Source organism: Allofustis seminis DSM 15817 (assembly GCF_000374325.1).
GTDB classification, from domain to species: domain Bacteria; phylum Bacillota; class Bacilli; order Lactobacillales; family Carnobacteriaceae_A; genus Allofustis; species Allofustis seminis.
The window spans coordinates 18,044-44,064 of sequence record NZ_KB894083.1 but is presented as its reverse complement, the minus strand read 5'-3'; the positions used below and the strand labels follow the sequence as shown (position 1 = coordinate 44,064).

Sequence of the window (26,021 nt, the reverse complement as noted above, 5' to 3'; positions counted from 1 at the left end):
TCTATCTCCTTTATTGGATTCTCATCCTAATTACTATATACATCATGTAAAAAACCATAACGGCTTTCTTTATACTTGCTTTTATACTTGTCTTGAGTAAATTCTATGACCTTCGCCCCACTTTCTTCATAATCCAATTCTGGAAGATCCTTTGTGTTTTCTACAACTATCATCTGTCCTTCGGATTGATTGTCAATAAAGTATTGGAATAACGCGGTTCTCATACTATTAGGAGCACTATCATCAACACCTTGATCTAAACCTAATAAAGGTGTATCTACTACAAAAAGCCCTGGCTTATAAACAGCATCTTCCTGTAAATACTGCCTGAAAGTTAATCCTACAATGGTATTTATAAAAGCCCAATAACCTTTACCGTGACTATCTTCTTTTGCATAGCCGTTTATTTCCAAATCAAATGTTCCCATGTTGAAATGAGCCGTATTCAAATTTTCGTATTTACAGTCAACTAGAATTGAATATGCTATTTCATCTATACGTGTATTAAAATCGACTGGGAAGTGTTCTTTTGGCTTAAACTTAGGGTTATCCGAATCATCACTTTCTTGCTTTTGTAATTCAACAATCCATTCTTGTGAAACGCTTTGCAATACAGTTGATTCTTGTTGTAATTGTATATAAGAGCGATATTGTTTTATTCCTTCTCTTAGTTTATTAGATTGAGGAGTAAGTTCAGTTTCGATTAATTTATCTATCCCCGATCTTTGTCTTTCAAGATGATCGATTTTTTCACGAACTTCATTTAATGATGAAACGACATCTTCTTCACTCTCAGACAAGCCCTGCAATTGAGTAATGATGCGATTCAGTTCAGCTCTTGATGCTTTAATGTATGATTTTCTCTCTGCTGGTTGCATATTACCATCACAAAAAGGACATTTTTTATTTTTATCAACAGAGTGTAGATGTACCTCTCCATCTACAATAAATGATAATCTTTTTATATCAGCTGTATATTGGCTTCGTAGCGATTGAAAGTGAGAATAAGTAACTTGGTTTTCTGCTTCTTTTTCCTTTAAATCGAGTAAAGTACCTAGTAAATCCTTACTCTCTTCTGTAGCAGCCGCAATAGCAGCTTCAGTTTCAGAAAGATTGTCAATTAGCTTTTGCATTTCATCTTCCACATCTAAATCGCCATAGGCCGATAATGCTTTTTGTAGTTCTTCTCTCTTTTTAGACATCTGAGAAATTCTACCGTTTACAAATTGGCGAACAGCATCTTTTTTAGCTTTGCTGATTTCATCCTTGTCATGTTCCTCCATATCTGGGAATTCATTTCCTGTGAGAAGATATAGAAGGGATGCAAAAAAATAAGGATTCTGAGTAGGCGATGAAGGTAAAAGCACCGATTTTGGATTTTCAATTTCTTGTTCTTTTAACCAAAACAATCCCATAAGAGTTTTCCATGAGAGGCGTTGTCTAGCAAAATCTTGATTTTTTATTATCATTGGCAGTTTTTTAATACCAATCAATTTAAGCCAAAGTTCATTTAAAACAGGATTTTTATTCCCGATACTCTTATATTTAACGTCATAGTCACCACCATCAATTGAGTTAATTTGGCTGACCACGTTTACTATATTCTTTCCAACTATCCGAGAGAGATGAATAGTACCTTCTGGGGTGTTAATATCTAGGCTGACGCTATCATATCCTGTTTGTTCTTTTTCAAAAGGCTTTTCAATTACACCCATAGCAAACTGGATGCATTTTAATATGCAGGTCTTTCCGGAATCGGAAACTCCACAAATGATATTTAATCCTTTATCAAAAGTTACAATAGCAGGGGACTTCCCTGTGCCGGTTGCTGTGACTTTAGAAATATAAAACGCCATACAGGTTACTCCTTCCTTAACGATTTAGACGCTTCTCTACTAATCAAATTAAGAAGTTCTTTTTCGTTTTTCGAATCCATATAAATAATAGCTTTGTGTGCATACAATCTATATTCATTGGCATAATCAGAAGCTAGAGAATTGCTTAAGGCAAGTCCACGTTCTGTAATGGAATATATAAAGCCGTCATTTGAATAAGAAACCTTAACCAAGTTTTCTAAAACAAGCTGTTTAATAGCTAGTTGAGATAAGGCTCTCCTCGCAGAAAATTCAGAAAAACTAAACTCATTTTCACCGTGAAGGTTATTGTGAGATAGTCCAAACTCTTTTGAGTAATTTGAAATAAAATCTGCTGTCACCAGGTTATCAAATGTAAGCTTTCTCTTTTTAGATAAAGTTAAGAGAAGTAGTAATCTCATAGATATTTCAAATTCAGTATTGAAAACCTTATCATTCATCTTCATCCACCCAGCGAACGCAACCGTCATTAACCAATAGATGACAGGTTCCTTTCTTTTCTTTTGGACCTACAAGATTTTGGAAATTATCGACAACTGATGTGGTAGAACAATCTACAACCTTTTTCATTACAGCTAAAAGCCTCTTGTATCCATCATCGTAATCATCCCATAAAGTATCTTTAATGTAATCATGTGTTTCAGACTTCCACTTCTTTGAATGTTCTTCGCCTTTATCTATAGATTCTCGAATAAAGCGGTCAATACGCAATGCACTATAATAATTGATTCGTTGATCAGAGAAGTTTCTTTTGAATTTTGTAGGTAACGAGTCTAAATCAGCTTTTGTCAAATTACCAGATTTTATAGCTTCTGCATAAGCTGCAAGAAGCTCACTAACATATTTCTCTTCTTCAGGAGCAATGTCTTGTGGAGGCTCGATCTCCTTAGGAATAGATATTTCAACATTACCTATATGTAATTTTCCATCAGATTCGTCATAATAAATAGTTTGAGAAGGTAAAGATGCTAATTTAGAAGAGGAAGTTGCATTATTAGAAACATTGATGCTAGACGATTCTCTGCCTTCATAAATGTCATCTAGAATTTGAAGAAACAAATCAGCACAAGCATATCCTAAAACTTCATCGGGATTGAAGCCTGGAATCATTTTTTTGATTTCATCCTCAATAGCCATCTGATTATGATCGTTTAAATTACTTATGTAATTTGCAAATTTATCTGTATCTTTACGACTAATAACTACATGTACCTTTTTGGGGTTCAAAGGATTACTACCCTTTAGCAATCGATCTAATGAGTCTGGTTTGAGAACACCAAAAGGGTTATATCTATCATTCTCAGACAATTTTATTTCTTCCACCGTTTGAGGGGCTCTCATGATATTGTCAAAAAGCGACAGAAAAAACTCATATGGTTTATATGATGTACCACTGTGTTTATAAAGTATATTCGCAAATTCACTAAAGAGCATTATCTGCCACCTCCAACTATATTTCCGAATCTTTCCGAACCTCTCCGAGTCCTTCCTTAATGGAAGGTCTTTTTTTTATACAATTTTATTAGTGATTGAGTGATATTGAAGAAGAAATTGCAAGCAAAAAAGACTGCTTAAATTATATCACGAAAAATCACACATTACCAGAAGAAAAATTCACAAAAGCAAATATTTTATCATTTATTGTTGAATTTATCTTCAAAAATGGAAAGGAGGTAGTGCAGATGGCCAAACGTAATACGAAGCAAACATCAAAAAGAGTTGCGTCAAAAGCAAGCAAAATTCTTAACGATGGACGCTACAGTAAGAAATCCAAGTCAGTGGCTGGCAGTGCTTTAAGTCAAACTAGACCAAGCAAGAAAAAGTAATTTTCAGAACAGATGATAGGTAGCGACAGATTTGAATAATCAGCCTACTTATCCTCCCTAAGGGAGAAATCTATCCAGAGCGGTTATCGCTCAACAAAATCAATCTCAAAGTCCTAGTGCGCATACGGACGGCGGGATGCATAAGAGTTCAGAACACAGTAATAAAGACTGTGTTTGGAATGAAGATGCACCCACCGTAATTTCGTGCGCTCTTTTTTTGGACAAGCGAAATTTGTGGTCATCTTATCCGCAGGCTCTTTTGCATTCCGCCACCCATTACCGGGACGGAAAGGAATGCAAAATGAAAATACGAGTTTTATATGAAGAAAACATCAAAAACGGTCACAGGAACTACACCACAATTGAAATTCCAGATGGAGATTACAGCGTCATGCTGGATATCGACTATGAACAACGTCTTGCAGATGCAAAGCCTGAAAAGAAATCGGAGGTGAAGCGCTGTGAGACTCTACAAGAAATGTTCGACCTCATGAACAACAAGGAATACAACCATTGGCGCCGCTACCATAGGCATCTTGGTAATCCAAAGACACCATATCGAAAAGATGATGAAGTTGAAATAGATGTCATGGATACTTTTGCTGATAATTCTCAGGAGATAGAACGCATCCGAGAAAGTGAACGTGAAGAAGTTTACCAATGGATACGCACCGCTCTTGGTAAAAAGCAGGATTGGGCAGATATGTTTATCGCAGTACGCATTGACGGTATGTCGATTCGAGAATATGCCAGTTCCATCGGTGTAAGTGAAAACAATATTACTCAGAAATTGAAGCGAGCCACTAAGAAATTAGAACAAGAATATAAAAACCGTCAGATTTGACCTTCTCCCAAGGCTACTAGGTAGGAGGTCAAGACCTCCAAAAAAAACACAAGGAGGTAATTCGAATGGAATTACAAGTATACAAAAATGCAGAGTTTGGCTCTGTACGTACTACAACGATTGGCGGTCAACCATATTTTGTTGGCAAGGATGTAGCAAGCATTCTTGGTTATGCAAATACTCGAAAAGCATTAATTGATCACATTGATGAAGAGGACAAGGGGGTAACGAAATGTGACACCCTTGGTGGGAAACAGGATTTTATTATCATCAACGAATCCGGTCTGTACAGCCTCATCCTCTCAAGCAAAATGCCAAATGCTAAAAAGTTCAAACGCTGGGTCACCAGTGAAGTCCTTCCTGCTATTCGTAAACATGGACTTTATGCAACAGATGATTTAATCGCAAATCCAGACCTTGCCATTGCAGCTTTTACTGCACTGAAAGAGGAACGAGAAAAGAACAAGGAACTGATGGCGGCCGTTGCGATTGGACAGCAGCAGATTGCTGAGATGAAACCCAAGGCTACTTATTATGATGTGGTTCTTAAATGCAGGGATGCAGTCAATATTTCTGTTATTGCCAAAGATTATGGCTGGAGTGCTATGCGTATGAACGAACACCTTCATGAAAAAGGGATTCAGTTTAAGCAAGGTGACATTTGGCTTCTTTATCAAAAGTATGCTCCAAACGGATATACCAAAACCAATACTCACATTTATGAAGATAGCAAAGGTATCCAACATACGAAAGTCCATACCAAGTGGACGCAAAAAGGCAGACTCTTTATCTATGAACAGTTGAAAGGCGACGGCATTTACCCGCAAATTGAGATGGAGGTGTGATATGGGAATCAATAAATTCAATGCAGAAGGATATTATGACACAACTCCCCATGAAGCACTTAACAATATCACCCGTGAGGAAAAGGCAGCAGCAAAAGCTGCCTTTAAGCCCCTTGTCTATATTTGCTCTCCATTTAGTGGCGATATTGAAAACAACAATAAGCGCACACGAGCATTTTGCCGTTTTGCTTTAGATAAGGGAAATATTCCTCTGGCTCCCCACCTCATGTTTCCACAATTCATGAATGACAATGATGAGAAAGAGCGTGACCTTGCTATTTTCATGGACATTATCTTGATGGGAAAATGCCAAGAAGTCTGGGTACTCGGTGATGTGATTTCAAGAGGTATGAGTATTGAAATTGAAAAAGCAAAGAAACGCAGACAGCCGGTCAGATACTTTAATAAAGATTTTGAGGAGGTAGAGTCTCTATGAAGATAGCATACGGCAACAGCCGAATGGATAAAAAGTGGAAAAACACAGACATCAGCTGGGAGGACTTCTGCTCCCGGGTTAAGAACACACAGCGTACCACTGAAACCGTAGAAGAATATCGAAAAATGAGAAAAGGTGGTCAAGATTCCATTAAAGATGTCGGAGGTTTTGTTGGCGGTCACTTAAAAGATGGTAGACGTAAAAAAGGGAATGTTCTATCACGCTCAATGCTAACCCTTGATATGGATTATGGCACAAGTACTATCTGGGAAGAAATTTCTACCTTTTTCCCTTATCAGTGTTGTATCTATTCTACTCATAAACATACTCCAGAAAAACCAAGACTAAGGCTGATTATTCCTCTCTTTCGTGATGTGGGAGAGGAAGAGTATGCTGCTGTTAGTCGCATGGTCGCAAAAGAAATCGGCATCGACCTTTTTGATGATACGACCTATGAACCAGAACGATTAATGTATTGGCCGTCTACTTCTAGAAACGGCATTTTTGTGTATGAGGAAAAAGATGGTTCTCTCCTTGATCCTGATGTATTTCTAAATAAATACGATGATTGGCGAGACACCAGTACTTGGCCCGTATCCTCCAGGCAGTCAGAAGTACTTGATCGCTCATTAAAGGAACAAGCCGATCCACTTTCTAAAGAAGGTGTCATCGGTACTTTTTGCCGTACCTACTCAGTTAGCCGAGCGATTGATACGTTTTTAAAGGATATATACGAGCCTTCAGTAATGGTTGGTCGATATGATTATATCCCGGCTGACTCCAGTGCAGGGGTTATCCTCTATGATGATAAGTTTGCCTATTCTCACCACGCAACAGATCCTGCAAGTGGGAGGCTGCTTAATGCTTTCGACCTTGTTCGCATTCACAAGTTTGGTCATTTAGATGATCGAGCGACAGAAAGCACACCTCCAAGTAAGTTACCATCCTTTATCAATATGTGCGAATTTGCCATCCAAGACGATGAAGTAAAAGCACAGTTTACGAAAGAGCGGATGGAACAGGCAACAATCGATTTTACTGAAGATAACTGGCAGACAGCACTTGAACTAGATAAGCAAGGAAAGATTAAGGACACCTTGGATAATATCGTTCTTATCATCCGCAACGATTCAGAACTAGAATCCATTGCCTTTAATAAGCACCGTGATGGAATCGATGCTAGAGATGGATTGCCTTGGGAACAGATGAAGGGTGGCTGGAATGATTCAGATAATGCAGCCCTTAAAGTTTATCTATCTAATAAATATGGCATCTACTCCCCAACCAAAACAAAGGACGCAATACTAGCAGTCGCAGCAGAGCGATCCTATCATCCTATAAAAGAATACCTGGATCATCTACCAGAGTGGGATGGAACCGATCGCGTTGAGACCTTACTGATTGATTATTTTAATGCAACAGATAATTCCTATACCAGAGCCGTTACTAGAAAAATGATGGTGGCAGCAGTCGCTAGAATTGTTCATCCTGGCACGAAATTCGACAGCGTTTTAATTCTGAATGGACCACAAGGCATCGGTAAGTCTACCTTCTTTGCAAAGCTTGCAGGCGATTGGTTTTCTGATAGTTTAACCCTCACGGATATGAAAGACAAAGCAGGCCCTGAAAAACTTCAAGGATACTGGATCTTAGAACTGGGCGAACTAGCTGGCATGCGAAAAACCGATGTGGAGGTTGTGAAATCCTTTATTTCAAGATCGGATGATAAATATCGTGCCAGTTATGGTGTGAATGTTGAAAGCCACCCACGTCAATGTATCATTGTCGGTTCTACCAATGCAGAGAGTGGATTTTTGCGAGATATCACGGGTAACCGAAGATTCTGGCCAGTGCGTATTAGTGGTGATGGTAAAAGAAAAGCATGGCAGATGTCCGTATACGATGTAGAGCAGATTTGGGCAGAAACTTTGGTGCTTTATGCCAAAGGTGAAAAGCTCTATTTAGAGGGCAGTGATGTAGAGTTGGCAACGAATGAGCAGGCAGATGCCATGGAAAGTGATGAGCGAGAAGGCCTTGTTCGCAGCTATCTCGATACGCTTTTACCCGATGATTGGAATGCCCTGTCCTTATACGAGCGAAGAAATTACCTAAACGGTAGTGAATTTGGTGGGGAATCCCGTGTTGGCACGGTAGAACGTACGATTGTTTGCAATATGGAAATTTGGTGTGAATGCTTTGGAAGGGATGCCTCCGCCATGAAGCCTGCGGACTCCTATGCCATTGCAGGCATTATGAAAAAGATTAATGGGTGGAACAAGTACCAAGGGAACAAGAACGGAACAAGTAATTTTCCCATTTACGGTAGGCAACGTTGTTACGAGAAGAATGAGTAAGGTCGTTCCTTGTTCTATGGTTGTTCCTTATGCTTGTTCTCTTAAAAACCCAGTCATTACCGACATTTTGGCTTTACTGGAATGAGTGGAACAAGAGTTTTACTACTTAGTAATAAATTAATAAATAGTAGTAGTAAAGCATCGTGAGCGTGTGTATGCGCGCGTATAGGAAAAAACGTTAAAAGTTGTGCTTGTTGTTCCTAATCAATTTATGGAGGTCATTTATGCAAGAAAAATATATAGAACAAAAACTGGTAGCGACAGTAAAAAGCATGGGAGGTATGGCACCTAAATTTGTGAGTCCTGGGATAGATGGAATGCCCGACCGTATTGTGTTACTTCCCATGGGAAGAATCGCCTTTGTCGAATGTAAGGCGACAGGAAAAAAGATGCGACCTTTACAGAAAAAAAGAAAGAAGCAATTAGAGGCATTAGGTTTTCTAGTCTATTGCCTTGATGATGTAGAACAGATTGGAGGGATACTTAGTGAAATACAAGCCACATGAATATCAAAGTTATGCCACTGAATTCATTTTATCCCATCCCATATCGGCTGTATTTCTTGAAATGGGTTTAGGTAAAAGTGTGATTACCTTATCTGCCATATTTGATTTGTGTTTAGACAGTTTTCTCGTATGTAAAGTGCTAGTCATTGCTCCGCTTCGAGTAGCAAGAGATACATGGCCTGCTGAAATTAATAAGTGGGATCATCTAAAAGGACTCTCTTATTCGGTGGTAGTGGGAACAGAAAAAGAAAGAATCGATGCCCTCAAGAAACAATCAACGCTATACATCATCAACCGTGAGAACGTGGATTGGCTGGTTCATAAAAGTGGTATTCCTTTTCATTTTGATATGGTGGTCATTGATGAATTGTCATCCTTTAAGTCCTATGGTGCAAAGCGGTTTAAGAGTCTACTTAAAGTAAGACCCTCTGTAAAAAGAATAGTCGGCCTTACCGGAACTCCCTCCAGTAATGGATTGATGGATTTATGGGCAGAATTTCGAATTCTTGATTTGGGTCAAAGGCTTGGACGCTACATTAGTCATTATCGAAATACCTATTTTAAGCCAGATAAGCGAAATGCTCAGATTATATTTTCTTATAAACCACTACCCGGTGCGGAAGAGGAAATCTACAAACAAATATCAGACATCACCATTTCTATGAAATCTACTGATTATCTCAAGATGCCTGAATATGTCAGCAATGAAGTATTTGTCACTTTAAGTGATAAGGAATGGAAGGTTTACTCAGATTTCAAGGAAGACATGGTGGCTAACTTAGGTGATGAAGATATTGATGCGGTTAATGCGGCAGTCCTTTCTGGAAAACTGCTACAGATGGCAAATGGTGCAGTATACGATAGCGAAAATAAAGCTCATGTGATTCATGACAAAAAGCTAGATGCCTTGGAAGATTTAATCGAAGGAGCAAATGGGAAACCAGTCCTTGTTGCTTATTGGTATAAGCATGATTTAGAACGGATTAAAGAGCGATTTCCAGTCAGACAGATTCAGTCATCAAAGGATATTGAGGCTTGGAATGATGGAAAGATACCCATTGCTGTTATTCATCCAGCCAGTGCCGGTCATGGTCTTAATCTTCAAAGCGGCGGTTCAACGCTTATCTGGTTTGGTCTGACCTGGTCACTAGAGCTGTATCAACAAACTAATGCAAGACTTTATAGGCAGGGTCAAAAGGATACAGTTATTGTTCACCACATCATCACCAAAAACACCATCGATGAAGACGTACTGCTTGCACTCACAAAAAAAGAGAAAACTCAAGATGCCTTGATTGATGCGGTAAAGGCAAATTTAGAGGTGATGCGATGACAGAACCTTATCAAAACTTAGCCAATGCCATCATTTTAATGGCTGTTAAGGATTATCGGACAGCCTTAAAGAAACTAAAAAAGCGTCCAAAGTATGGACCTGCACAAGATTTGAAAAACGAGGTGGAGAGGTTCTTCCGCTCTGATTGGTATAGAGAACTTACCTCTGTTGATGGAGAAATCCTAATCAAAAAGCTACAAGCGGAGGTGAGCGAGAAATGAAAGCAAAAGAATATTTACATCAAGCCTACAGGCTAGATAAAAGAATTCAATCCAACATTGAGGAAATGGAAAGGCTAAGAGAGTTATCGACCAGTGTTTCCTCCCCCAGTTGGGGTGAGAGAATACAGACACAACGGCATACCGATGCTTTGTTTGTCAGATACCTGGAGCGAATTGAAGAACTTCAAATCAAGATTAATGATGAGGTGGATCATCTTGTAGCACTTAAAGCAGAGATTCGAGATGTGATTAATAAAGTAACGGATATCGATGAACGCATGGTGTTACGTTACCGCTACGTTCATAACTTTACCTGGGAGCAAATCGGTGATGAGCTGAATGCTGATAAGAGTACCATTCGCAGATGGCATGGCAATGCCTTAAATCATGTTGTCGTACCTGAGAATCCAATTGTTATTCAAATGTTGAACAGCAATGAGCACTTTTGAGCAGAGATAAGCACCTCATCTTCATGTTACATTATAATCAGCAAGATAGAATACTTACCAAGCCTTGTGGGATGCGCCCTGCAGGGCTTTTTCTATGCCCAGAAAGCGAGGTGATATGATGCCAAGAAAACCAAAACGACCATGCAGTACACCAGGCTGTCCCAACTTAACCGATGGCCAGTACTGTGAAGACCATCGAGTAGAAGAGCGTAGGCGCTATGACAAATATCAACGGTCAAAGGATGTTAATAAGAAATACGGCAGAGCCTGGAAAAGAATCCGTGACCGCTATGCACGAGAACATCCCCTGTGTGAGATGTGTAAAGAGGACGGACGACTGACTCCCACTGATGAAGTGCATCACATCCTCCCTGTTTCTCAAGGTGGTACACACGATAGAAGTAATCTGATGTCCTTATGTAAATCCTGTCACAACAAGATTCATTTAGAACTCGGTGATCGACAAATTCGCAACTGAGCCAAGGGGGAGGTCAAATCTCTAGACCTTTTATGGCGGACAACGGCCTGGGGCTTCGCGTGTAAAAATCAGAAATCAAAGGGGGTATTAAAGACTTTTAGGAAAGTGGGGTGAAAACATGGCGAAAGACGGTACAGCAAGAGGCGGTCAGCGTGTTGGTGCTGGAAGAAAATCAAAGGCTCTAACCGACAAAATCGCTGATGGCAGATTAAATGGTGCCATGATCCTGCCAGAGCCAACGGATATAGAAGGTGCAGATGTGCCAGCTGTAAAAGATTATTTAAAGGCTACTCAGAAAAATGGCAAAGACCTCTGTGCAGAAGATATTTATATCGAAACTTACAAGTGGCTGAAAGATCGTAGCTGCGAAATGTTAGTAAACAACCAGTTAATCGAGCAGTATGCCATGAGTGTTTCTCGTTGGATTCAGTGCGAAGAGTGCATTTCAGAGTATGGCTTTCTTGCCAAGCATCCAACCACTTCCGCTGCCATCGCATCACCTTACGTTGCGATGAGTCGTGAATACATGAAACAGGTCAACCAGTGTTGGTATCAGATTTACCAAATTGTAAAAGAAAACTGCTCTGTGGAGTTTGGTGGCAGAAGTCCACAGGATGATTTGATGGAGCGGTTATTATCTGCTCGGAAAGGAAAATAAAATGGAAAAATATAGAACGTGTGAAAGCGTATGTAAAGGTCATCCTGATAAATTATGTGACCTTATTTCAGATAGCATTTTAGATGCGTGTTTAAGAAAAGATAAATCCTCTCGTGTTGCTTGCGAGGTGATGGCTACCAAAGGACACATCATTGTTGCCGGTGAGATTACCTGCTCAAAGAGAATTGATATCAGAGGTGTTGTTCGCCGTGTTCTGACGGATGTGGGCTACAATCCTAGAAAGTTTTTAGTCTTTGTCTATGTCCATCAGCAAAGTAAAGATATCGCAGGTGGTGTAGATCAAGCTTTGGAATCTCGTGAGGGTGATACGTCATGGTATTCCATGTTAGGAGCGGGTGACCAAGGTACAGTCTATGGCTATGCCACTAACGAAACCAGTGAGAAGTTACCTCTCCCCTTAGTCTTATCTCATGCCATTTGCGAAAAGCTAGATAAGGTGATGAAGAATGGTGTGATCAAAGACATTGGCCCTGATGGTAAGGCTCAAGTTACCGTTGAATATGAAGGTGACAAACCAAAACGAATTAAGACCATTGTAGTTTCCGTTCAACACAGTGCAGATAAAGATTTAGATGTCTTGCGAAATGAAGTCATCGCTCAGGTGCTGTGGCCCGTCTTTGAGAAGTATCCATTTGACGATGAGACTGAGATCCTCATTAATCCTAGTGGACGATTTGTTGAAGGAGGACCAGCAGCTGATACCGGTCTTACGGGAAGAAAAATCATGGTTGATACCTATGGCGGACTCGCCGCTCATGGTGGCGGTGCATTTTCAGGCAAAGACCCGACCAAAGTTGACCGCAGTGGTGCCTATATGGCAAGAGCCATTGCAAAGAACATCGTTCGGTGTGGCTTTGCTAAACGATGCCAGGTAGCAATTTCCTATGCCATTGGAAAAGCAGATCCTGTTGCCCTTGAGATTGATACCTTTGGAACAGGGACGGTTGAGGAAAGTATCCTTTGCCGTGCTGTGTTAGATGTATTCAATCTAAGGCCTGCAGCCATTATTGAAAAGCTAAAGCTGACGGATGTCATTTATGCAGATACAGCTACTTACGGCCATTTCAGATATGGCTTAAGCACGTGGGAATTTCTAGATTGCTATACAGAACTAAGGGAGGCGGTAAACAAATATGTTGATTGAAAAGAAGAACACAAAAGACCTCATCCCTGCAACATACAATCCTCGTAAAGATTTGAAACCAGGAGATGCAGAATACGATAAATTAAAACGATCCATTGAACAATTTGGTTATGTAGAGCCGGTTATCTGGAATAAGGTGACCGGCCATGTTGTTGGTGGGCATCAAAGACTGAAGGTTCTCATGGATATGGGCATCACAGAAGTTGAGTGTGTCATCATTGAAATGGACGAAGAAAAAGAAAAAGCACTCAACATCGCACTCAATAAAATCAGCGGTGATTGGGACAAGGATAAATTGGCCCTTTTAATTTCAGATTTACAAGGTGTAGATTTTGATGTTTCCCTAACTGGATTTGACCCTAAAGAACTGGATGACTTATTTAAAGACACGCTGAAAGAGGGGATCCACGATGATGACTTTGATGTGGAGACAGAACTAAAAAAGCCTGCCATCAGCAAGCTTGGTGACATCTGGACGCTTGGCAGACACAGGCTTATCTGTGGTGACTCCACCAAGGAAGAAACCTATGATGTGCTGATGAATAAAAAGAAGGCAAACTTGTGTGTAACAGACCCTCCCTACAATGTGAATTATGAAGGCACTGCAGGAAAGATTAAAAATGATCATATGGCAAATGATGCCTTTTATCAATTCCTCTTAGATGCCTTTATCAATATCGAAGAAGCACTGGCAGACGATGCCTCCATCTATGTATTCCATGCCGACACCGAAGGGTTTAATTTTAGAAAAGCCTTCTCGGATGCCGGTTTTTATTTATCCGGATGCTGCATATGGAAAAAGGACTCCCTTGTACTGGGTCGTTCTCCCTATCAGTGGCAGCACGAACCAGTGCTGTTTGGTTGGAAAAAGAAAGGCAAGCATCAGTGGTATACAGGCAGGAAAGAAACCACCATCTGGGAATTTGATAAGCCAAAGAGAAATGGCGACCATCCTACGATGAAGCCTATTCCTCTTCTCGCCTATCCAATTTTGAACTCCTCTATGAGTAACACCATTGTGCTTGACCCATTTGGCGGAAGTGGTAGTACCCTAATTGCCTGTGAGCAATCAGAACGCATCTGCTACACCGTGGAACTAGATGAGAAGTTTTGTGATGTCATTATTAAACGCTACATTGAGCAGGTTGGAACTTCCAAAGAAGTCAGTGTTCAAAGGGATGGACTAAGTTATAAATATGATGAATTGGTGGAAACCAATGAATAAGGAATACTAGTAAAGTTTCCCACAAGATAATTGATAAAAAGCTTGCTATATAAGTGTTTTAGAGTGATATATGTACATACCAAAACAAAGGAGGTTTTGTACATGGTCATTAAATACAATGTAACAGGAGCAGAAAGAAAAAGGCTGGTAACGACTCTTAGTACTCTCACAGGAGTTAAAGCAAAGTACCTAGGAATGCCTAGTATGGGATATGAGGTAGGTGACTTTACCATCGACAAGAATGGAAACCTTGAACTCAGTGACAAGGTAAACAGCGAAGAAATCGAACGTGTGGCAGGACATTTAGCCAGCGAGGGTTTTATTGCTGAGGAAGAGATAAGCGTTACAGAGGGCAGACAAACGGCAGACAGCGAGGAGTTTGGCCTTACAGTTTCCATGCTAAGGAGCAACTTTTCTGAAGGCGCACTTGAAAACTTACAAGCACTTGTTGAGGCAAAAGGAGAACTAATTCGTCATGCACTTGATGTAGAAGAATTGCCGATTGAAATTTCTGAAGATGAAGTTTCATTCCCTTGGTTTGAAGAGTTACCAACACCAGAAGAGGTAAAAGCATATAACCACTTCATTTCAGCTCTAAGTCAGATGGCGATAAATCAGAAACGCATCACGGTAAAAGAGAAAGAAGTAGAAAATGAAAAATACGCTTTCAGATGCTTTTTACTCCGCCTTGGCTTTATTGGCAAAGAATACAAAGATGAGCGAAAAATACTGCTTAGAAACCTGACAGGTTCATCGTCATTTAAAGGAGGAGCAAAAAATGAGGATAATTAGTAAAGAACGGTTACAGAATCTTCGTGAGAAGTACCCTGTAGGATGCCGAGTAGAACTTCTAAGAATGGATGATATTCAAGCTCCTGCGATTGGAACAAAAGGAACAGTCATAGGTGTTGATGACATCGGATCAATCATGGTGTCTTGGGAAACTGGCTCCAGTTTATCAGTCGTTTTTGGAGAAGACCTGTGCAGGAGGATTGAAGATGACAAGTAAGATAAAAGAACAGATTCTTGCCATTCGAGATACCGGTGAAACCAATATGTTTGATGTGCGAAAAGTACAGGAAATCGCTCTGAGGGAAGGGTATAACGAGCTACTTGTTTACCTTGCAGATAACGTGGGGGCCTATTCCAGATTCATTCTGACAGGCAAGGAGGAATAAAACCGTGTGGAAAGAAGGTAGCATTAAAGTTCATGACAGCATCATCCATTATTGGGTAAAGTGCTATGAGAAAAGTTCGGAATTTGGCATTGACAAGGGGCTCATCTCAAAGCTGATGCTTAAGCGCAAAGAAGAGATTATTGCAAATTATGACCGAGGCTGGGACATTGAGCCTGTGGATGAGGATGCAGAAATTGCACTTGCAATCTTATTATTAGAACACAACTAAATAGCAATAGAGGACAGTGCCAACATTGGCTCTGTTTCTCGTATAGAAAGAGTAATAAGGCTTGCTTGATGCGGGTCTATTTTTATGCTCATTTTGAAGGGAGGTGACCGCAATCAGAAAACTTAAGAAATATAAACCAACTCCTTTTATGGCAAAGGACTCTATCTACGATAAAGATGCTGCAGATTATGCGGTCAACTTTATTGAGTGTTTAAGTCATACCAAGGGGAAATGGTCTGGAAAACCATTTGAACTGATTGATTGGCAAGAGCAAATTATCAGAGATCTCTTTGGAACACTGAAACCAGATGGCTATCGGCAGTTTAATACAGCCTATATTGAGATTCCTAAGAAAATGGGGAAATCTGAATTAGCGGCAGCTGTCGCATTACTGCTTACCTGTGGTGATGGCGAAGAAAGAGCCGAGGTTTATGGATGCGCTGCAGACAGGCAACAGGCGTCCATCGTATTTGAAGTGGCTGCTGATATGGTACGTATGAGCCCGGCTCTAAGTAAACGAGTTAAAATCTTATCGGCAACAAAGCGGATCATTTTCCAACCGACTAATAGTTTTTATCAAGTGCTTTCAGCAGAGGCTTATTCAAAGCATGGTTTTAATATTCATGGTGTTGTTTTTGATGAGTTGCATACGCAGCCCAACAGAAAACTCTTTGATGTCATGACCAAAGGTTCTGGTGATGCCAGAACGCAGCCTCTTTATTTTCTGATCACCACGGCAGGATCTGATACAAAATCAATCTGCTATGAAACCCATCAGAAAGCCAAAGACCTCATGGAGAAAAGAAAGATTGACCCTACTTTTTATCCGGTTATTTATGGAGCAGATGAGTCAGATGATTGGACAGATCCGAAGGTGTGGAAAAAAGCGAATCCAAGCCTTGGCATAACGGTAGGGATTGATAAGGTAAAAGCCGCTTGTGAATCAGCCAAGCAAAACCCTGCAGAAGAGAATGCCTTTAGACAGTTACGACTTAATCAGTGGGTCAAACAGGCGGTTCGCTGGATGCCAATGGACAGGTGGGATAAATGTGCCTTTGCCGTAAATGAAGAGGATTTACTTGGAAGGGTATGCTATGGCGGACTAGACCTTTCTAGCTCCATTGATATTACTGCCTTTGTATTGGTGTTTCCTCCCCTAGATGAGGATGATAAATACATCATTCTTCCCTACTTTTGGCTGCCAGAAGAAACTCTAAGTGCCAGGGTCAACCGTGACCATGTTCCCTATGATGTCTGGGAAAAGCAGGATCACATTAAAACAACCGAAGGAAATGTAGTTCATTACGGTTTTATTGAGAAGTTTATTGAAGAACTTGGCGAAAAGTACAATATTCGTGAGATTGCCTTTGACCGTTGGGGAGCCGTACAAATGGTTCAAAACCTAGAAGGCATGGGTTTTACTGTTGTCCCCTTTGGTCAAGGATTTAAGGATATGAGTCCACCGACTAAGGAACTGATGAAACTAACGCTAGAAGAAAAGGTTGCTCATGGTGGGCATCCTGTACTTCGTTGGATGATGGATAACATTTTTGTTCGAACAGACCCGGCAGGCAACATCAAGCCGGACAAGGAAAAATCATCAGAAAAGATTGATGGTGCAGTGGCAACGATTATGGCTCTTGATCGAGCGATTCGTTGTGGCAATGATACGAGTGCTTCGGTTTATGACAACCGAGGCATTCTCTTTATATGAGGGAGGTGATTGGTTTTGGGATTTTTATCATCCATTTTTAAGGCGAGAGATAAGCCTACTGATAGAGCGGTGAGTTCCAACTATACCTTTTTAATGGGTTCAAGCACAGCAGGTAAAACAGTGACCGAGCGGTCGGCACTTCAAATGACGGCCGTATACTCTTGTGTTCGAATATTAGCTGAAGCAGTAGCAGGGCTTCCTCTGCATCTTTATTGTTATACAGAAGATGGTGGCAAGGAAAAAGCAATTGACCATTCCTTGTATCGACTTTTGCACGATGAACCAAATGCTGAGATGAGTTCTTTTGTGTTTAGAGAAACACTGATGACTCATCTTTTATTATGGGGGAATTGTTATGCGCAGATTATTCGCAATGGCAAAGGTGAAGTTGTAGGACTCTACCCCTTGATGCCAAATCGGATGTCAGTTCATCGAGATGAGAGTGGGCAGCTCTATTACTTATATACCAGAGGTGCAGATGATGTGAACAGTACGAAGAGAATGACAGTAAAACTTAGTACCTCCGATGTACTTCATATTCCCGGACTCGGGTTTGATGGACTGGTTGGCTACTCCCCGATTGCGATGGCTAAAAATGCGATTGGTCTAGCCATTGCAACAGAGGAATATGGAGCCAAGTTCTTTGCTAACGGTGCTGCTCCAAGTGGTGTGTTGGAGCATCCGGGAACGATTAAAGAACCTGGGAAAGTCAGAGAGGCTTGGCAGTCACAATTTGGTGGCAGTGCCAATTCCAATAAAATAGCCGTGCTTGAAGAAGGGATGAAATATACACCGATTTCCATTTCACCAGAACAAGCACAATTCCTTGAAACAAGGAAGTTTCAAATCAATGAAATTGCTCGGATTTTCAGAGTCCCTCCTCACATGGTAGGCGACCTTGAAAAATCGAGCTTTTCTAATATTGAGCAACAATCCCTTGAGTTTGTGAAATACACCTTAGACCCGTGGGTAGTGCGTTGGGAGCAAACCTTAGCCCGCACCCTTTTTACAACGGAAGAAAAGAAAAAGTACTTCTTTCGTTTCAATGTGGAAGGCCTACTGAGAGGGGATTATGTCAGTCGTATGAGCGGATATGCCACAGCAAGGCAGAACGGTTGGATGAGTGCAAATGATATTAGGGAACTTGAAAACCTAGACCGTATCCCTTCAGAGGATGGTGGTGACATGTACCTTGTCAACGGCAATATGCTCCCTCTTACAAAGGCAGGTGCATTCGCAAATACAAACGAGGATGGAAAGGAGGAAGACTTGGATGAAGAACAAGATGTTTTGGCGATGGAAGAACCAAGCAAGCGAACAAGAAGAACGAGTTCTTGAGCTTTATGGAACAATCGCTGAAGAAAGCTGGTTTGATGATGATGTAACCCCACAGATGTTTAGAAACGAACTCTTTAGTGGAAAAGGACCCATCACCTTATGGATTAACTCACCGGGTGGAGATTGCATTGCCGCAAGTCAGATTTATACCATGTTGATGGATTACCCAGATGAGGTAACCGTCAAGATTGATGGGATTGCAGCATCAGCCGCTTCTGTCATTGCCATGGCAGGAACAAAGGTACTAATGGCTCCGACAGCACTCATGATGATTCATAACCCAGCAACCATCACGATGGGTGATCATGAAGACATGAAACGAGCGATTGAGATGTTAGATGAGGTGAAAGAAAGCATTATCAATGCCTATGAGATTAAGACTGGAGTATCTCGCATCAAACTATCTCATCTGATGGATGCTGAAACCTGGATGAATGCCAACAAAGCCATAGAACTTGGCTTTGCAGACGATGTGCTAAAGGATGAGAAACAATCCGAACCCACTTTTTCTGCCTATGCGTTTTCTAGAAAAGCAGTGGCTACGAATCTGCTAAATAAAATTGCAGAAAAGACAATACCAATTCAGGCGGAGGAATCTGCCAAACCCCAAGGGCGCTCAATTGATGAACTCAAGGAGCGTCTTTTAATTATCAAAAAATATATGTAAATGGAGGAATTTTACTATGACGATTACAGAAATGCGTAACAAGCGCAAAAAGCTTATTGAAACGATGGACGGGTTCTTGGACACTCATAAAACCAAGAATGGCACATTATCCGGAGAAGATGATAAAACCTACAAAACCATGGAAGATGAGATCACTGAACTCACGAATGAAATCCATCGCATGGAAAGACGTGAAGCAATCGAGGCTGAACTTGAAAAACCTGTCAGCAAGCCAATCATTGAAAATCCGATGAATGGTCGAATGGATAACAGTGAAATTAAAACTGGCCGAGCAGCTGATTCTTATAAGACAGCAATGCTTTCAGCTCTTCGTTCAAACTTCCGTAATGTATCCAATATCCTGCAAGAAGGTGTTGATGCTGATGGTGGATATCTGGTTCCAGAAGAGTATGACACGAGACTGATTGATGGGCTGAAAGACGAAAATATCATTCGTAAGCTGAGTCATACCATTACCACATCTGGTGAGCGAAAAATTAATATTGCAGCTACAAAACCTGCAGCTGCATGGATTGATGAGGGCGAGGCACTGACCTTTAGTGATGCAACCTTCTCTCAAATCAATCTGGATGCCCACAAACTTCATGTAGCCGTAAAGGTTACTGAAGAACTACTTTATGACAATGCCTTCCAACTGGAGAACTACATCATTGAGGAGTTTTATAAGGCACTGGCCAATGCCGAAGAAGATGCCTTTATTAATGGTAATGGTACAGGAAAACCACTGGGCATTCTAGCTGCAAGCGGTGGAGCTGAAGTCGGTGTGACTGCAGCATCCGCGACGGCTATTACTGCTGACGAATTGATTAACCTGGTGTATTCACTGAAGCGTCCTTACCGTAAAAATGCCGTGTTCATTTTAAACGACCAGACCATTGCAGCCCTTAGAAAACTAAAGGACGGTAACGGAGCCTATATGTGGCAAGCAGCTCTTGTTGCAGGTGAACCAGATAAACTACTGGGCTATCCTGTGTATACATCCGCTTATATGCCTACTATTGAGGCAGGTGCTAAGACCATTATCTTTGGCGATTTCTCTTACTACAACATTGGAGATCGTGGTTCTCGTTCCTTTGCAGAACTTCGTGAGTTGTTTGCTGGTAATGGCATGGTCGGTTTTGTTGCGAAAGAACGTGTAGACGGCAAACTTGTCTTGCCTGAAGCCATAAAAGTGCTTCAGCAGAAAGCCTAGTGAGGTGGCACGATGAGTTATTCAGCTAAAAACTATACCGAACAAGGCGGTAACAAAACCGTTATCGGTGGAACGCTAGAGATTAAGGAGGGAGCAACCGTGACAGGTCTCCCTTATTCTTTTACTCCTGCAGAAAACCAAGCACCTAGTGTGGCAGAAGATATTACGAGTTTAGTTGCTGATTTTAATGCATTGCTTTCAAAGCTAAAAACAGCCGGACTCATAGAAGCTGATTAAAAAGAGAAAGGATGGTAGCGGTATGACACTGATTCAAAAGGTAAAGGCAAACTTGATTTTAGAGCATGAAGCTGATGACGAACTCTTAGAGATGTTCATCGTCGCTGCTGTCAGTTATGCCGAGAGTTATCAGCATGTACCAGAAAATTTCTATAGCGACAATCCTATGCCACCGACTACAGAGCAAGCCATTATTATGCTTTCCTCTCATTTCTATGAAAGTAGAGATGGCAGTACGGGTGGCTTCTTTGCTGACAATGTGCAAGCCGGTCAGCAGGTGTGGAATACGGTCAATCTTCTTTTGCGACTTGATCGGGATTGGAAGGTGTAAGAGATGAGTTTTGGAAAAATGAATAAATTTGCTGATATTAAAGCAATTACAACAACGAAAGATAGTGAGGGATTTGCCACTACATCACAGACCATACTTGCCTCAGTTCGAGTTTATAGAGAAGGACGTCATGGCAGTGAGAAATGGGCAAATCTCGCTGCTTTTTCTGAAGCTACGGATCTCTTTAGATTTCGTGCCATTCCTGGAGTGCTGGTAACCACAGAGCATTTTATCGAGTGTGAAAGAGAATTATTTGATATTACATCGGTGGAAAACGTAAAAGGTCGAGGGATGTATACAGAAGTATTGGCAAAGAAGGTGGTGAGCAGTATTGGCAAAAGTTGATATTAAGGTGCCCGATGATTTTTTGCTCAAGATTTCAAAGCTTGGATCTGACTTTGACCCTGTTGCCGAAAAGGTGCTAAAAGCAGGTGGTGAAGTCGTCTTTAAGAGAACGAAAAGTAATCTATCTGCAGTGATTGGTAAAGGTACAAAGCATGAATCACGATCAACGGGTGAATTAGAAAAGGCACTCGGTGTCACTTCAGTCAGGCTAGATAGGAACGGAAACCACAATATAAAAATTGGATTTTCTGAACCAAGGCCTGATGGTGAGAGTAACGCAAAAATAGCAAACATCCTTGAGTATGGCAAACACGGTCAACCTGCAAAACCTTTTTTGAAACCAGCTAAAAGTGCATCAAAGTCTGAGTGTATCTCAGTAATGAAAAGCACTTTTGAAGAGGAGGTCAAAAAGATATGAGCATTCTAGCAGACTTACAAGTCGCTTTAGAATCACTGGATGTTCCAATAGAAACAGGCGTGTTCTCGGATGCTGCGCCGTCAAAGTACATGGTGATTGTTCCGATGAGCGATAGCTTTGACCTTCATTCGGATAATCTACCATGCATCGATGTTCAAGAGGCACGGATTTCAATTTATAGCAAAGGCAGTTATACAGCGATAAAAAATCAAGTGGTGCAGTTATTGTTGGATTCCAGTTTCACCATAACCGCACGGAGCTACATCGGCTTTGAAGATGATACGGGCTATTACCACTACAACGTGGATGTAGCCAAACATTACGAAATAGGAGGTAATTAAAAATGGCAACAATTGGTCTGGATAAACTTTATTATGCGACCATCACAGATGATGAAAATGGCGAAGAAATCTATGGCACACCCACTCAGCTGGCAAAAGCAATCTCAGCAGAGTTATCTGTTGAACTGGCAGAGGCAACTCTCTATGCAGATGATGGTGCGGCAGAAATCGTTAAAGAATTTAAAAATGGCACTATCTCTCTTGGAGTGGATGATATTGGCTCGACTACTGCAGCCGCCTTAACCGGAGTCACGGTTGATAAGAACAACGTTATGGTTTCTAACAGTGAAGATGGCGGAGATCCTGTAGCCGTTGGTTTTAGAGCAAAGAAATCCAATGGCAAGTATAAATACTACTGGCTCTATCGAGTGAAATTCGGTATTCCTGCGACAAACCTAGCAACAAAAGGTGACAGCATCACTTTCTCAACACCAACAATTGAAGGTACGGTTCTCCGAAGAAACAAGCCGGATACAAGCGGTAAACATCCGTGGAAAGCGGAAGTGACCGAAGGCGATAAGGATGTACCGGCATCGATTATCAGCAGTTGGTATACAGAAGTCTATGAACCGGATTACACAGTTACGGAGGGCTAAGCGATGGATAACGAACGAACAGCAAGCATTCGTATTGGTGGCGATGAATATGTGCTACTACTTACTACAAAAGCAACAAAGGAAATCGCAGGACGATATGGTGGTCTTGAAAACTTAGGCGATAAGCTAATGAAGTCTGAGAATGTCGAGATGGCACTTTCAGAGATTGTGTGGCTGATTACCTTACTGGCCAATCAAAGTATCCTTGTTCATAACATCAAGCACAAGGATGCTCCGAAGGAATTACTGACAGAAGATGAGGTAGAAATTCTCACAAGCCCGATTGATTTGGCAGAGTACAAAGAGGCAATTATGAATGCCCTTTACAAGGGTGCAAAAAGAAATGTACTCAGTGAGGAAAGCCAAAAAAACGCAGTAGCCCCGTAAGTGACGAAGAGTTATTTACGAGGCTTTTATATTACGGCATCAGCGTATTACATCTGACCATGGATGAATTTTGGCTGATGCCGTTTGGTTTGCTACTAGACTTGTGGGAGTGTCACAAACAGTATCAGGGGCTGGCAAAACCAAAAAGAGAGATATTTATTGATGACATCATCCCTGATGGAATCTGACAAAGGAGGTGGAAAGCATGGCAGATAATTTTGGTTTGAAGATTGGTCTTGAAGGCGAGAAAGAATTTAAGAAGGCATTAACAGATATCAATCGCTCCTTTAAAGTACTTGGCTCTGAAATGAAACTGGTAGCTTCAGAATTTGATAAAAACGATAAGTCTGTCCAGGCTCTTTCCGCCAGAAATTCAGTCCTCAATAAAGAGATTGAAACCCAAAAAAGCAAAATTGATACCTTGAGGTCGGCTCTTGAAAATGCAGCTACTTCCTTTGGAGAAACCGATAGAAGAACGCAAAATTGGCAGATTCAGCTAAATAACGCAGAGGCGGCACTCAACAATATGGAGCGAGAGTTAAGTAGCAATAATGCTGCTCTTGAAGAAGCTAACTCCAATTATGATGATGCTGAAGATGCTCTCGATGACATGAACCGTGAAATGAACGATGTCACCGACAGTGCAGATGATATGGGAAAAGAGATTGATGAGGCGGCTGACTCTGCTGAAAAATCCGAATCTAAGTTTAAAGGCTTAGGTACAACTTTAAAATCTATCGGCATTGCCATGGGAGCAGTTGCTGTTGCAGCAGGTGCGGCGGCTGTCAAACTTGGTAAAGAAGTCATTTCTGCCTATGCTGATTACGAACAATTAGTCGGTGGTGTGGATACGCTTTTTAAAGAAAACTCTCAGCAGTTACAAGACTATGCATCGAATGCCTATAAGACGGCAGGTCTTTCTGCCAATGACTACATGGAAACCGTGACTTCTTTTTCTGCAAGCCTTATTTCTTCTCTTGGAGGAGATACAGAAAAAGCAGTTAAATATGCGGATATGGCGATCACCGATATGTCTGACAATGCCAATAAAATGGGTACAGACATGGAGTCCATTCAAAATGCCTATCAGGGTTTTGCCAAGCAAAATTACACCATGCTAGATAACCTTAAACTAGGCTATGGTGGTACAAAAAGTGAAATGGAGCGGCTCCTTGCCGATGCCGAGGCTATCTCTGGCATTGAGTATGATGTTTCTTCTTATGCCGATGTAGTTTCTGCCATCCATGTCATTCAAGAAAGCATGGGTATTGCTGGTACGACTGCTCTTGAGGCAGAAGAAACTATTTCTGGATCGTTGAACGCATTCCAATCTGCATTCCAAAATCTTTTAGTTGGTTTTGGAAATGCCGATGCGGATATGGAACAACTCAGTAAAAACATGGTGGATGCCTTTCAGTCTGTGGTAAAAAACATTACTCCAGTGATTGAAAATATCGTAAAAGCACTACCTATAGCCATTGAAGCATTGCTAGATGCCATCTCAGATTTGTTACCGACATTGCTTGTTACGGTGACCGATTTGTTTACTCAGGTACTAAACGCACTGATGAACCTACTACCTACCTTAATACCGGTAGCAGTTGATTCCATTCTCACGATTGTGAATGCGTTGATTGAAAACTTACCACTGCTAGTGGATGCGGCCGTTCAGTTAATTGCAGCTTTAGTGGATGGTCTTGGGCAGGCTCTCCCAGAACTTATTCCTGCGGCAGTTAATGCAATTACTACGATTGTGCAAGGTTTGGTGGATAATCTACCCATGCTGCTCGACGCAGCACTGCAGTTAATACTTGGTTTGGCTCAGGGGCTTATCGAGGCGATCCCGCAACTAATTGAGGCTCTCCCTACGATTATTTTGGCAATCGTTGATTTTATTATAAGCGCAATTCCTCAGATTATAGATGCAGGTATTCAGCTATTATCATCGCTGGTTACAGCCTTGCCTGAAATTATTACGGCTATTGTAGAGGCGATTCCACAGATAATTGATGGAATATTAAATGGGATTTTAAGTTCGATTCCACAACTCATACAAGCGGGTGTCGACTTACTTGTTGCACTGATTCAAAATCTACCGACCATTATTACCACCATTGTGGCGGCAATCCCTCAAATCATTTCAAGTATCGTAAATGCCTTAATTGGAAACATCGACAAGATCATTATGGCAGGGGTTCAGCTATTTGTAGCACTCATTCAGAATTTACCAACCATTGTGGTAGAGATCGTAAAAGCAGTGCCTCAGATTATTGGCGGCATCGTCAGAGCATTTACAAACTCCATGGGTTCCATCGTGACGGTGGGTGGCAACATTGTAAAAGGGTTATGGCAGGGTATTCAATCCCTTGCTTCTTGGTTATGGAATAAAGTGAGTGGTTGGATTAGTGGCATTTGGACGGGTATCAAGGATTTCTTCGGTATCAAATCACCCTCGAAACAGATGGGTTGGGTCGGCGAGATGCTTGTGAAAGGTCTTGCAGGTTCTATCCAAGATAACGGTGATGAGGCTGTAAAAGCAGCTGAAATGATGAGCGAGGATATCAACGATGTGATGACCAGTCTTGCCAGTGATATGAGTACATCCTTGCCTACAGACTTTTCAGTGGATACTTCTGTAGGCGGCGTGATTTCAAATGCAGCGACCTCTTCCCTAGGTGGTGTCAGTGGGTCGCTAGTTACTGTACAGCAGATGATTGTACGAAGTGAAGATGATATCAGAAGGGTATCTCAGGAACTTTATAACTTAATTCAGACAGGCTCTCGTGCTCAGGGTCGGTTTTCTACAACGTAAG

General features: G+C 41.2%; 32 protein-coding genes. 29 read left to right on the top strand and 3 right to left on the bottom strand.

The annotated features are described in order from the left end of the window. Positions 1-26: 26 nt before the first annotated feature. The 3 genes from C231_RS0105155 to C231_RS08285 are packed head-to-tail and all read right to left on the bottom strand — an operon-like array spanning position 27 to position 3,308. A complete protein-coding gene (locus C231_RS0105155) occupies positions 27-1,856 on the bottom strand; it encodes an AAA family ATPase (protein WP_018659566.1) in 1,830 nt (609 codons plus the stop codon). A 5-nt stretch (positions 1,857-1,861) separates the two neighbouring features. Beyond that, positions 1,862-2,314 (bottom strand): ABC-three component system middle component 2, encoded by a 453-nt coding sequence (locus C231_RS0105150; RefSeq protein ID WP_018659565.1) that lies wholly within the window; start codon positions 2,312-2,314, stop codon positions 1,862-1,864. After that, entirely contained in the window at positions 2,307-3,308 is a 1,002-nt protein-coding gene (locus C231_RS08285) for an ABC-three component system protein (RefSeq protein ID WP_018659564.1), read from the bottom strand. Before C231_RS08285 ends, C231_RS0105150 begins: the two co-directional genes overlap by 8 nt. A gap of 95 nt (positions 3,309-3,403) precedes the next feature. Between C231_RS08285 and C231_RS08280 the strand changes: the two genes are divergently transcribed. From C231_RS08280 to C231_RS0105005, 29 genes are all read left to right on the top strand, one after another. Then, positions 3,404-3,700: a hypothetical protein gene (locus tag C231_RS08280; protein WP_018659563.1), complete on the top strand. Its 297-nt coding sequence runs from the start codon at positions 3,404-3,406 to the stop codon at positions 3,698-3,700. A gap of 301 nt (positions 3,701-4,001) precedes the next feature. Further along, positions 4,002-4,544 carry an RNA polymerase sigma factor gene (locus C231_RS0105135; RefSeq protein WP_018659562.1) on the top strand — a complete coding sequence of 181 codons (543 nt, stop codon included), beginning with the start codon at positions 4,002-4,004 and terminating at the stop codon, positions 4,542-4,544. Between the two features lie 65 nt (positions 4,545-4,609). Beyond that, positions 4,610-5,389: a phage antirepressor KilAC domain-containing protein gene (locus tag C231_RS0105130; protein ID WP_018659561.1), complete on the top strand. Its 780-nt coding sequence runs from the start codon at positions 4,610-4,612 to the stop codon at positions 5,387-5,389. 1 nt (position 5,390) lies between these two features. After that, the gene (locus tag C231_RS0105125) at positions 5,391-5,825 is read left to right on the top strand and encodes a DUF7768 domain-containing protein (RefSeq protein ID WP_018659560.1); all 435 of its coding nucleotides are present in this window, start codon (positions 5,391-5,393) and stop codon (positions 5,823-5,825) included. Continuing rightward, positions 5,822-8,179 (top strand): virulence-associated E family protein, encoded by a 2,358-nt coding sequence (locus C231_RS0105120; protein WP_018659559.1) that lies wholly within the window; start codon positions 5,822-5,824, stop codon positions 8,177-8,179. The genes C231_RS0105125 and C231_RS0105120 overlap by 4 nt, the downstream gene beginning before the upstream one ends. Before the next feature lie 224 nt (positions 8,180-8,403). Beyond that, the gene (locus C231_RS0105115; protein WP_018659558.1) at positions 8,404-8,685 is read left to right on the top strand and encodes a VRR-NUC domain-containing protein; all 282 of its coding nucleotides are present in this window, start codon (positions 8,404-8,406) and stop codon (positions 8,683-8,685) included. Further along, the gene (locus tag C231_RS0105110; RefSeq protein ID WP_018659557.1) at positions 8,666-10,018 is read left to right on the top strand and encodes a DEAD/DEAH box helicase; all 1,353 of its coding nucleotides are present in this window, start codon (positions 8,666-8,668) and stop codon (positions 10,016-10,018) included. The genes C231_RS0105115 and C231_RS0105110 overlap by 20 nt, the downstream gene beginning before the upstream one ends. After that, on the top strand, positions 10,015-10,239 hold the full coding sequence (locus C231_RS0105105) for a hypothetical protein (protein WP_018659556.1): 225 nt from the start codon (positions 10,015-10,017) through the stop codon (positions 10,237-10,239). The genes C231_RS0105110 and C231_RS0105105 overlap by 4 nt, the downstream gene beginning before the upstream one ends. 65 nt (positions 10,240-10,304) lie before the next feature. After that, entirely contained in the window at positions 10,305-10,688 is a 384-nt protein-coding gene (locus tag C231_RS0105100) for a DUF1492 domain-containing protein (RefSeq protein ID WP_245533377.1), read from the top strand. Positions 10,689-10,782: 94 nt separating this feature from the next. Next, positions 10,783-11,166, top strand: coding sequence for an HNH endonuclease (locus C231_RS08455; protein WP_425386748.1), 384 nt, complete (start codon positions 10,783-10,785; stop codon positions 11,164-11,166). Positions 11,167-11,284: 118 nt separating this feature from the next. Further along, complete coding sequence (locus C231_RS0105095; RefSeq protein ID WP_018659553.1) at positions 11,285-11,824, top strand: P27 family phage terminase small subunit; 540 nt, start codon at positions 11,285-11,287, stop codon at positions 11,822-11,824. A gap of 1 nt (position 11,825) precedes the next feature. Next, the gene (gene metK / locus C231_RS0105090) at positions 11,826-12,989 is read left to right on the top strand and encodes a methionine adenosyltransferase (RefSeq protein ID WP_018659552.1); all 1,164 of its coding nucleotides are present in this window, start codon (positions 11,826-11,828) and stop codon (positions 12,987-12,989) included. Next, complete coding sequence (locus C231_RS0105085) at positions 12,979-14,214, top strand: site-specific DNA-methyltransferase (RefSeq protein ID WP_018659551.1); 1,236 nt, start codon at positions 12,979-12,981, stop codon at positions 14,212-14,214. The genes metK and C231_RS0105085 overlap by 11 nt, the downstream gene beginning before the upstream one ends. 102 nt (positions 14,215-14,316) lie before the next feature. Next, positions 14,317-15,006, top strand: coding sequence for a hypothetical protein (locus C231_RS0105080; RefSeq protein WP_018659550.1), 690 nt, complete (start codon positions 14,317-14,319; stop codon positions 15,004-15,006). Continuing rightward, entirely contained in the window at positions 14,993-15,223 is a 231-nt protein-coding gene (locus C231_RS0105075; RefSeq protein WP_018659549.1) for a DUF4314 domain-containing protein, read from the top strand. The genes C231_RS0105080 and C231_RS0105075 overlap by 14 nt, the downstream gene beginning before the upstream one ends. Then, on the top strand, positions 15,213-15,392 hold the full coding sequence (locus C231_RS0105070; RefSeq protein WP_003762693.1) for a DUF5049 domain-containing protein: 180 nt from the start codon (positions 15,213-15,215) through the stop codon (positions 15,390-15,392). Before C231_RS0105075 ends, C231_RS0105070 begins: the two co-directional genes overlap by 11 nt. A gap of 4 nt (positions 15,393-15,396) precedes the next feature. Beyond that, positions 15,397-15,621, top strand: a complete 225-nt coding sequence (locus C231_RS0105065) for a DUF7678 domain-containing protein (RefSeq protein ID WP_018659548.1) — start codon at positions 15,397-15,399, stop codon at positions 15,619-15,621. Positions 15,622-15,733: 112 nt separating this feature from the next. Beyond that, complete coding sequence (locus C231_RS0105060; protein WP_026314359.1) at positions 15,734-17,335, top strand: terminase large subunit; 1,602 nt, start codon at positions 15,734-15,736, stop codon at positions 17,333-17,335. Between the two features lie 15 nt (positions 17,336-17,350). After that, the gene (locus C231_RS0105055; RefSeq protein WP_018659546.1) at positions 17,351-18,673 is read left to right on the top strand and encodes a phage portal protein; all 1,323 of its coding nucleotides are present in this window, start codon (positions 17,351-17,353) and stop codon (positions 18,671-18,673) included. Further along, positions 18,609-19,340 carry a head maturation protease, ClpP-related gene (locus tag C231_RS0105050; protein ID WP_026314358.1) on the top strand — a complete coding sequence of 244 codons (732 nt, stop codon included), beginning with the start codon at positions 18,609-18,611 and terminating at the stop codon, positions 19,338-19,340. The genes C231_RS0105055 and C231_RS0105050 overlap by 65 nt, the downstream gene beginning before the upstream one ends. Positions 19,341-19,356: 16 nt before the next feature. Beyond that, positions 19,357-20,553: a phage major capsid protein gene (locus C231_RS0105045; protein WP_018659544.1), complete on the top strand. Its 1,197-nt coding sequence runs from the start codon at positions 19,357-19,359 to the stop codon at positions 20,551-20,553. A 12-nt stretch (positions 20,554-20,565) separates the two neighbouring features. After that, a complete protein-coding gene (locus tag C231_RS0105040) occupies positions 20,566-20,790 on the top strand; it encodes a Head fiber protein (RefSeq protein WP_018659543.1) in 225 nt (74 codons plus the stop codon). Positions 20,791-20,812: 22 nt separating this feature from the next. After that, positions 20,813-21,121 (top strand): head-tail connector protein, encoded by a 309-nt coding sequence (locus C231_RS0105035; protein ID WP_018659542.1) that lies wholly within the window; start codon positions 20,813-20,815, stop codon positions 21,119-21,121. Between the two features lie 3 nt (positions 21,122-21,124). Then, complete coding sequence (locus tag C231_RS0105030; RefSeq protein ID WP_018659541.1) at positions 21,125-21,466, top strand: head-tail adaptor protein; 342 nt, start codon at positions 21,125-21,127, stop codon at positions 21,464-21,466. Next, positions 21,453-21,884, top strand: coding sequence for an HK97-gp10 family putative phage morphogenesis protein (locus tag C231_RS0105025; protein ID WP_018659540.1), 432 nt, complete (start codon positions 21,453-21,455; stop codon positions 21,882-21,884). The genes C231_RS0105030 and C231_RS0105025 overlap by 14 nt, the downstream gene beginning before the upstream one ends. Next, positions 21,881-22,225 (top strand): hypothetical protein, encoded by a 345-nt coding sequence (locus tag C231_RS0105020; RefSeq protein ID WP_018659539.1) that lies wholly within the window; start codon positions 21,881-21,883, stop codon positions 22,223-22,225. The genes C231_RS0105025 and C231_RS0105020 overlap by 4 nt, the downstream gene beginning before the upstream one ends. Before the next feature lie 2 nt (positions 22,226-22,227). After that, on the top strand, positions 22,228-22,821 hold the full coding sequence (locus C231_RS0105015; protein WP_018659538.1) for a major tail protein: 594 nt from the start codon (positions 22,228-22,230) through the stop codon (positions 22,819-22,821). A 3-nt stretch (positions 22,822-22,824) separates the two neighbouring features. Further along, a complete protein-coding gene (locus C231_RS08745) occupies positions 22,825-23,208 on the top strand; it encodes a hypothetical protein (RefSeq protein ID WP_018659537.1) in 384 nt (127 codons plus the stop codon). 205 nt (positions 23,209-23,413) lie between these two features. Then, positions 23,414-26,020, top strand: a complete 2,607-nt coding sequence (locus tag C231_RS0105005; protein WP_018659536.1) for a phage tail protein — start codon at positions 23,414-23,416, stop codon at positions 26,018-26,020. Position 26,021: the final 1 nt, after the last annotated feature.

Coding starts and splice junctions, on each gene's coding strand:
- C231_RS0105040 (WP_018659543.1), top strand. CDS start 20,566: ATGAGTTATTCAGCTAAAAACTATACCGAACAAGGCGGTAACAAAACC.
- C231_RS08455 (WP_425386748.1), top strand. CDS start 10,783: ATGCCCAGAAAGCGAGGTGATATGATGCCAAGAAAACCAAAACGACCA.
- C231_RS0105125 (WP_018659560.1), top strand. CDS start 5,391: ATGGGAATCAATAAATTCAATGCAGAAGGATATTATGACACAACTCCC.
- C231_RS0105020 (WP_018659539.1), top strand. CDS start 21,881: ATGAGCATTCTAGCAGACTTACAAGTCGCTTTAGAATCACTGGATGTT.
- C231_RS0105075 (WP_018659549.1), top strand. CDS start 14,993: ATGAGGATAATTAGTAAAGAACGGTTACAGAATCTTCGTGAGAAGTAC.
- C231_RS0105115 (WP_018659558.1), top strand. CDS start 8,404: ATGCAAGAAAAATATATAGAACAAAAACTGGTAGCGACAGTAAAAAGC.
- C231_RS0105045 (WP_018659544.1), top strand. CDS start 19,357: ATGACGATTACAGAAATGCGTAACAAGCGCAAAAAGCTTATTGAAACG.
- C231_RS0105035 (WP_018659542.1), top strand. CDS start 20,813: ATGACACTGATTCAAAAGGTAAAGGCAAACTTGATTTTAGAGCATGAA.
- C231_RS0105155 (WP_018659566.1), bottom strand. CDS start 1,856: ATGGCGTTTTATATTTCTAAAGTCACAGCAACCGGCACAGGGAAGTCC.
- C231_RS0105005 (WP_018659536.1), top strand. CDS start 23,414: ATGGCAGATAATTTTGGTTTGAAGATTGGTCTTGAAGGCGAGAAAGAA.
- C231_RS0105130 (WP_018659561.1), top strand. CDS start 4,610: ATGGAATTACAAGTATACAAAAATGCAGAGTTTGGCTCTGTACGTACT.
- C231_RS0105095 (WP_018659553.1), top strand. CDS start 11,285: ATGGCGAAAGACGGTACAGCAAGAGGCGGTCAGCGTGTTGGTGCTGGA.
- C231_RS0105015 (WP_018659538.1), top strand. CDS start 22,228: ATGGCAACAATTGGTCTGGATAAACTTTATTATGCGACCATCACAGAT.
- C231_RS0105050 (WP_026314358.1), top strand. CDS start 18,609: ATGAAGAACAAGATGTTTTGGCGATGGAAGAACCAAGCAAGCGAACAA.
- C231_RS0105105 (WP_018659556.1), top strand. CDS start 10,015: ATGACAGAACCTTATCAAAACTTAGCCAATGCCATCATTTTAATGGCT.
- C231_RS0105120 (WP_018659559.1), top strand. CDS start 5,822: ATGAAGATAGCATACGGCAACAGCCGAATGGATAAAAAGTGGAAAAAC.
- C231_RS08745 (WP_018659537.1), top strand. CDS start 22,825: ATGGATAACGAACGAACAGCAAGCATTCGTATTGGTGGCGATGAATAT.
- C231_RS0105070 (WP_003762693.1), top strand. CDS start 15,213: ATGACAAGTAAGATAAAAGAACAGATTCTTGCCATTCGAGATACCGGT.
- C231_RS0105100 (WP_245533377.1), top strand. CDS start 10,305: ATGGAAAGGCTAAGAGAGTTATCGACCAGTGTTTCCTCCCCCAGTTGG.
- C231_RS0105030 (WP_018659541.1), top strand. CDS start 21,125: ATGAGTTTTGGAAAAATGAATAAATTTGCTGATATTAAAGCAATTACA.
- C231_RS0105150 (WP_018659565.1), bottom strand. CDS start 2,314: ATGAATGATAAGGTTTTCAATACTGAATTTGAAATATCTATGAGATTA.
- C231_RS08285 (WP_018659564.1), bottom strand. CDS start 3,308: ATGCTCTTTAGTGAATTTGCGAATATACTTTATAAACACAGTGGTACA.
- C231_RS0105080 (WP_018659550.1), top strand. CDS start 14,317: ATGGTCATTAAATACAATGTAACAGGAGCAGAAAGAAAAAGGCTGGTA.
- metK (WP_018659552.1), top strand. CDS start 11,826: ATGGAAAAATATAGAACGTGTGAAAGCGTATGTAAAGGTCATCCTGAT.
- C231_RS0105085 (WP_018659551.1), top strand. CDS start 12,979: ATGTTGATTGAAAAGAAGAACACAAAAGACCTCATCCCTGCAACATAC.
- C231_RS0105135 (WP_018659562.1), top strand. CDS start 4,002: ATGAAAATACGAGTTTTATATGAAGAAAACATCAAAAACGGTCACAGG.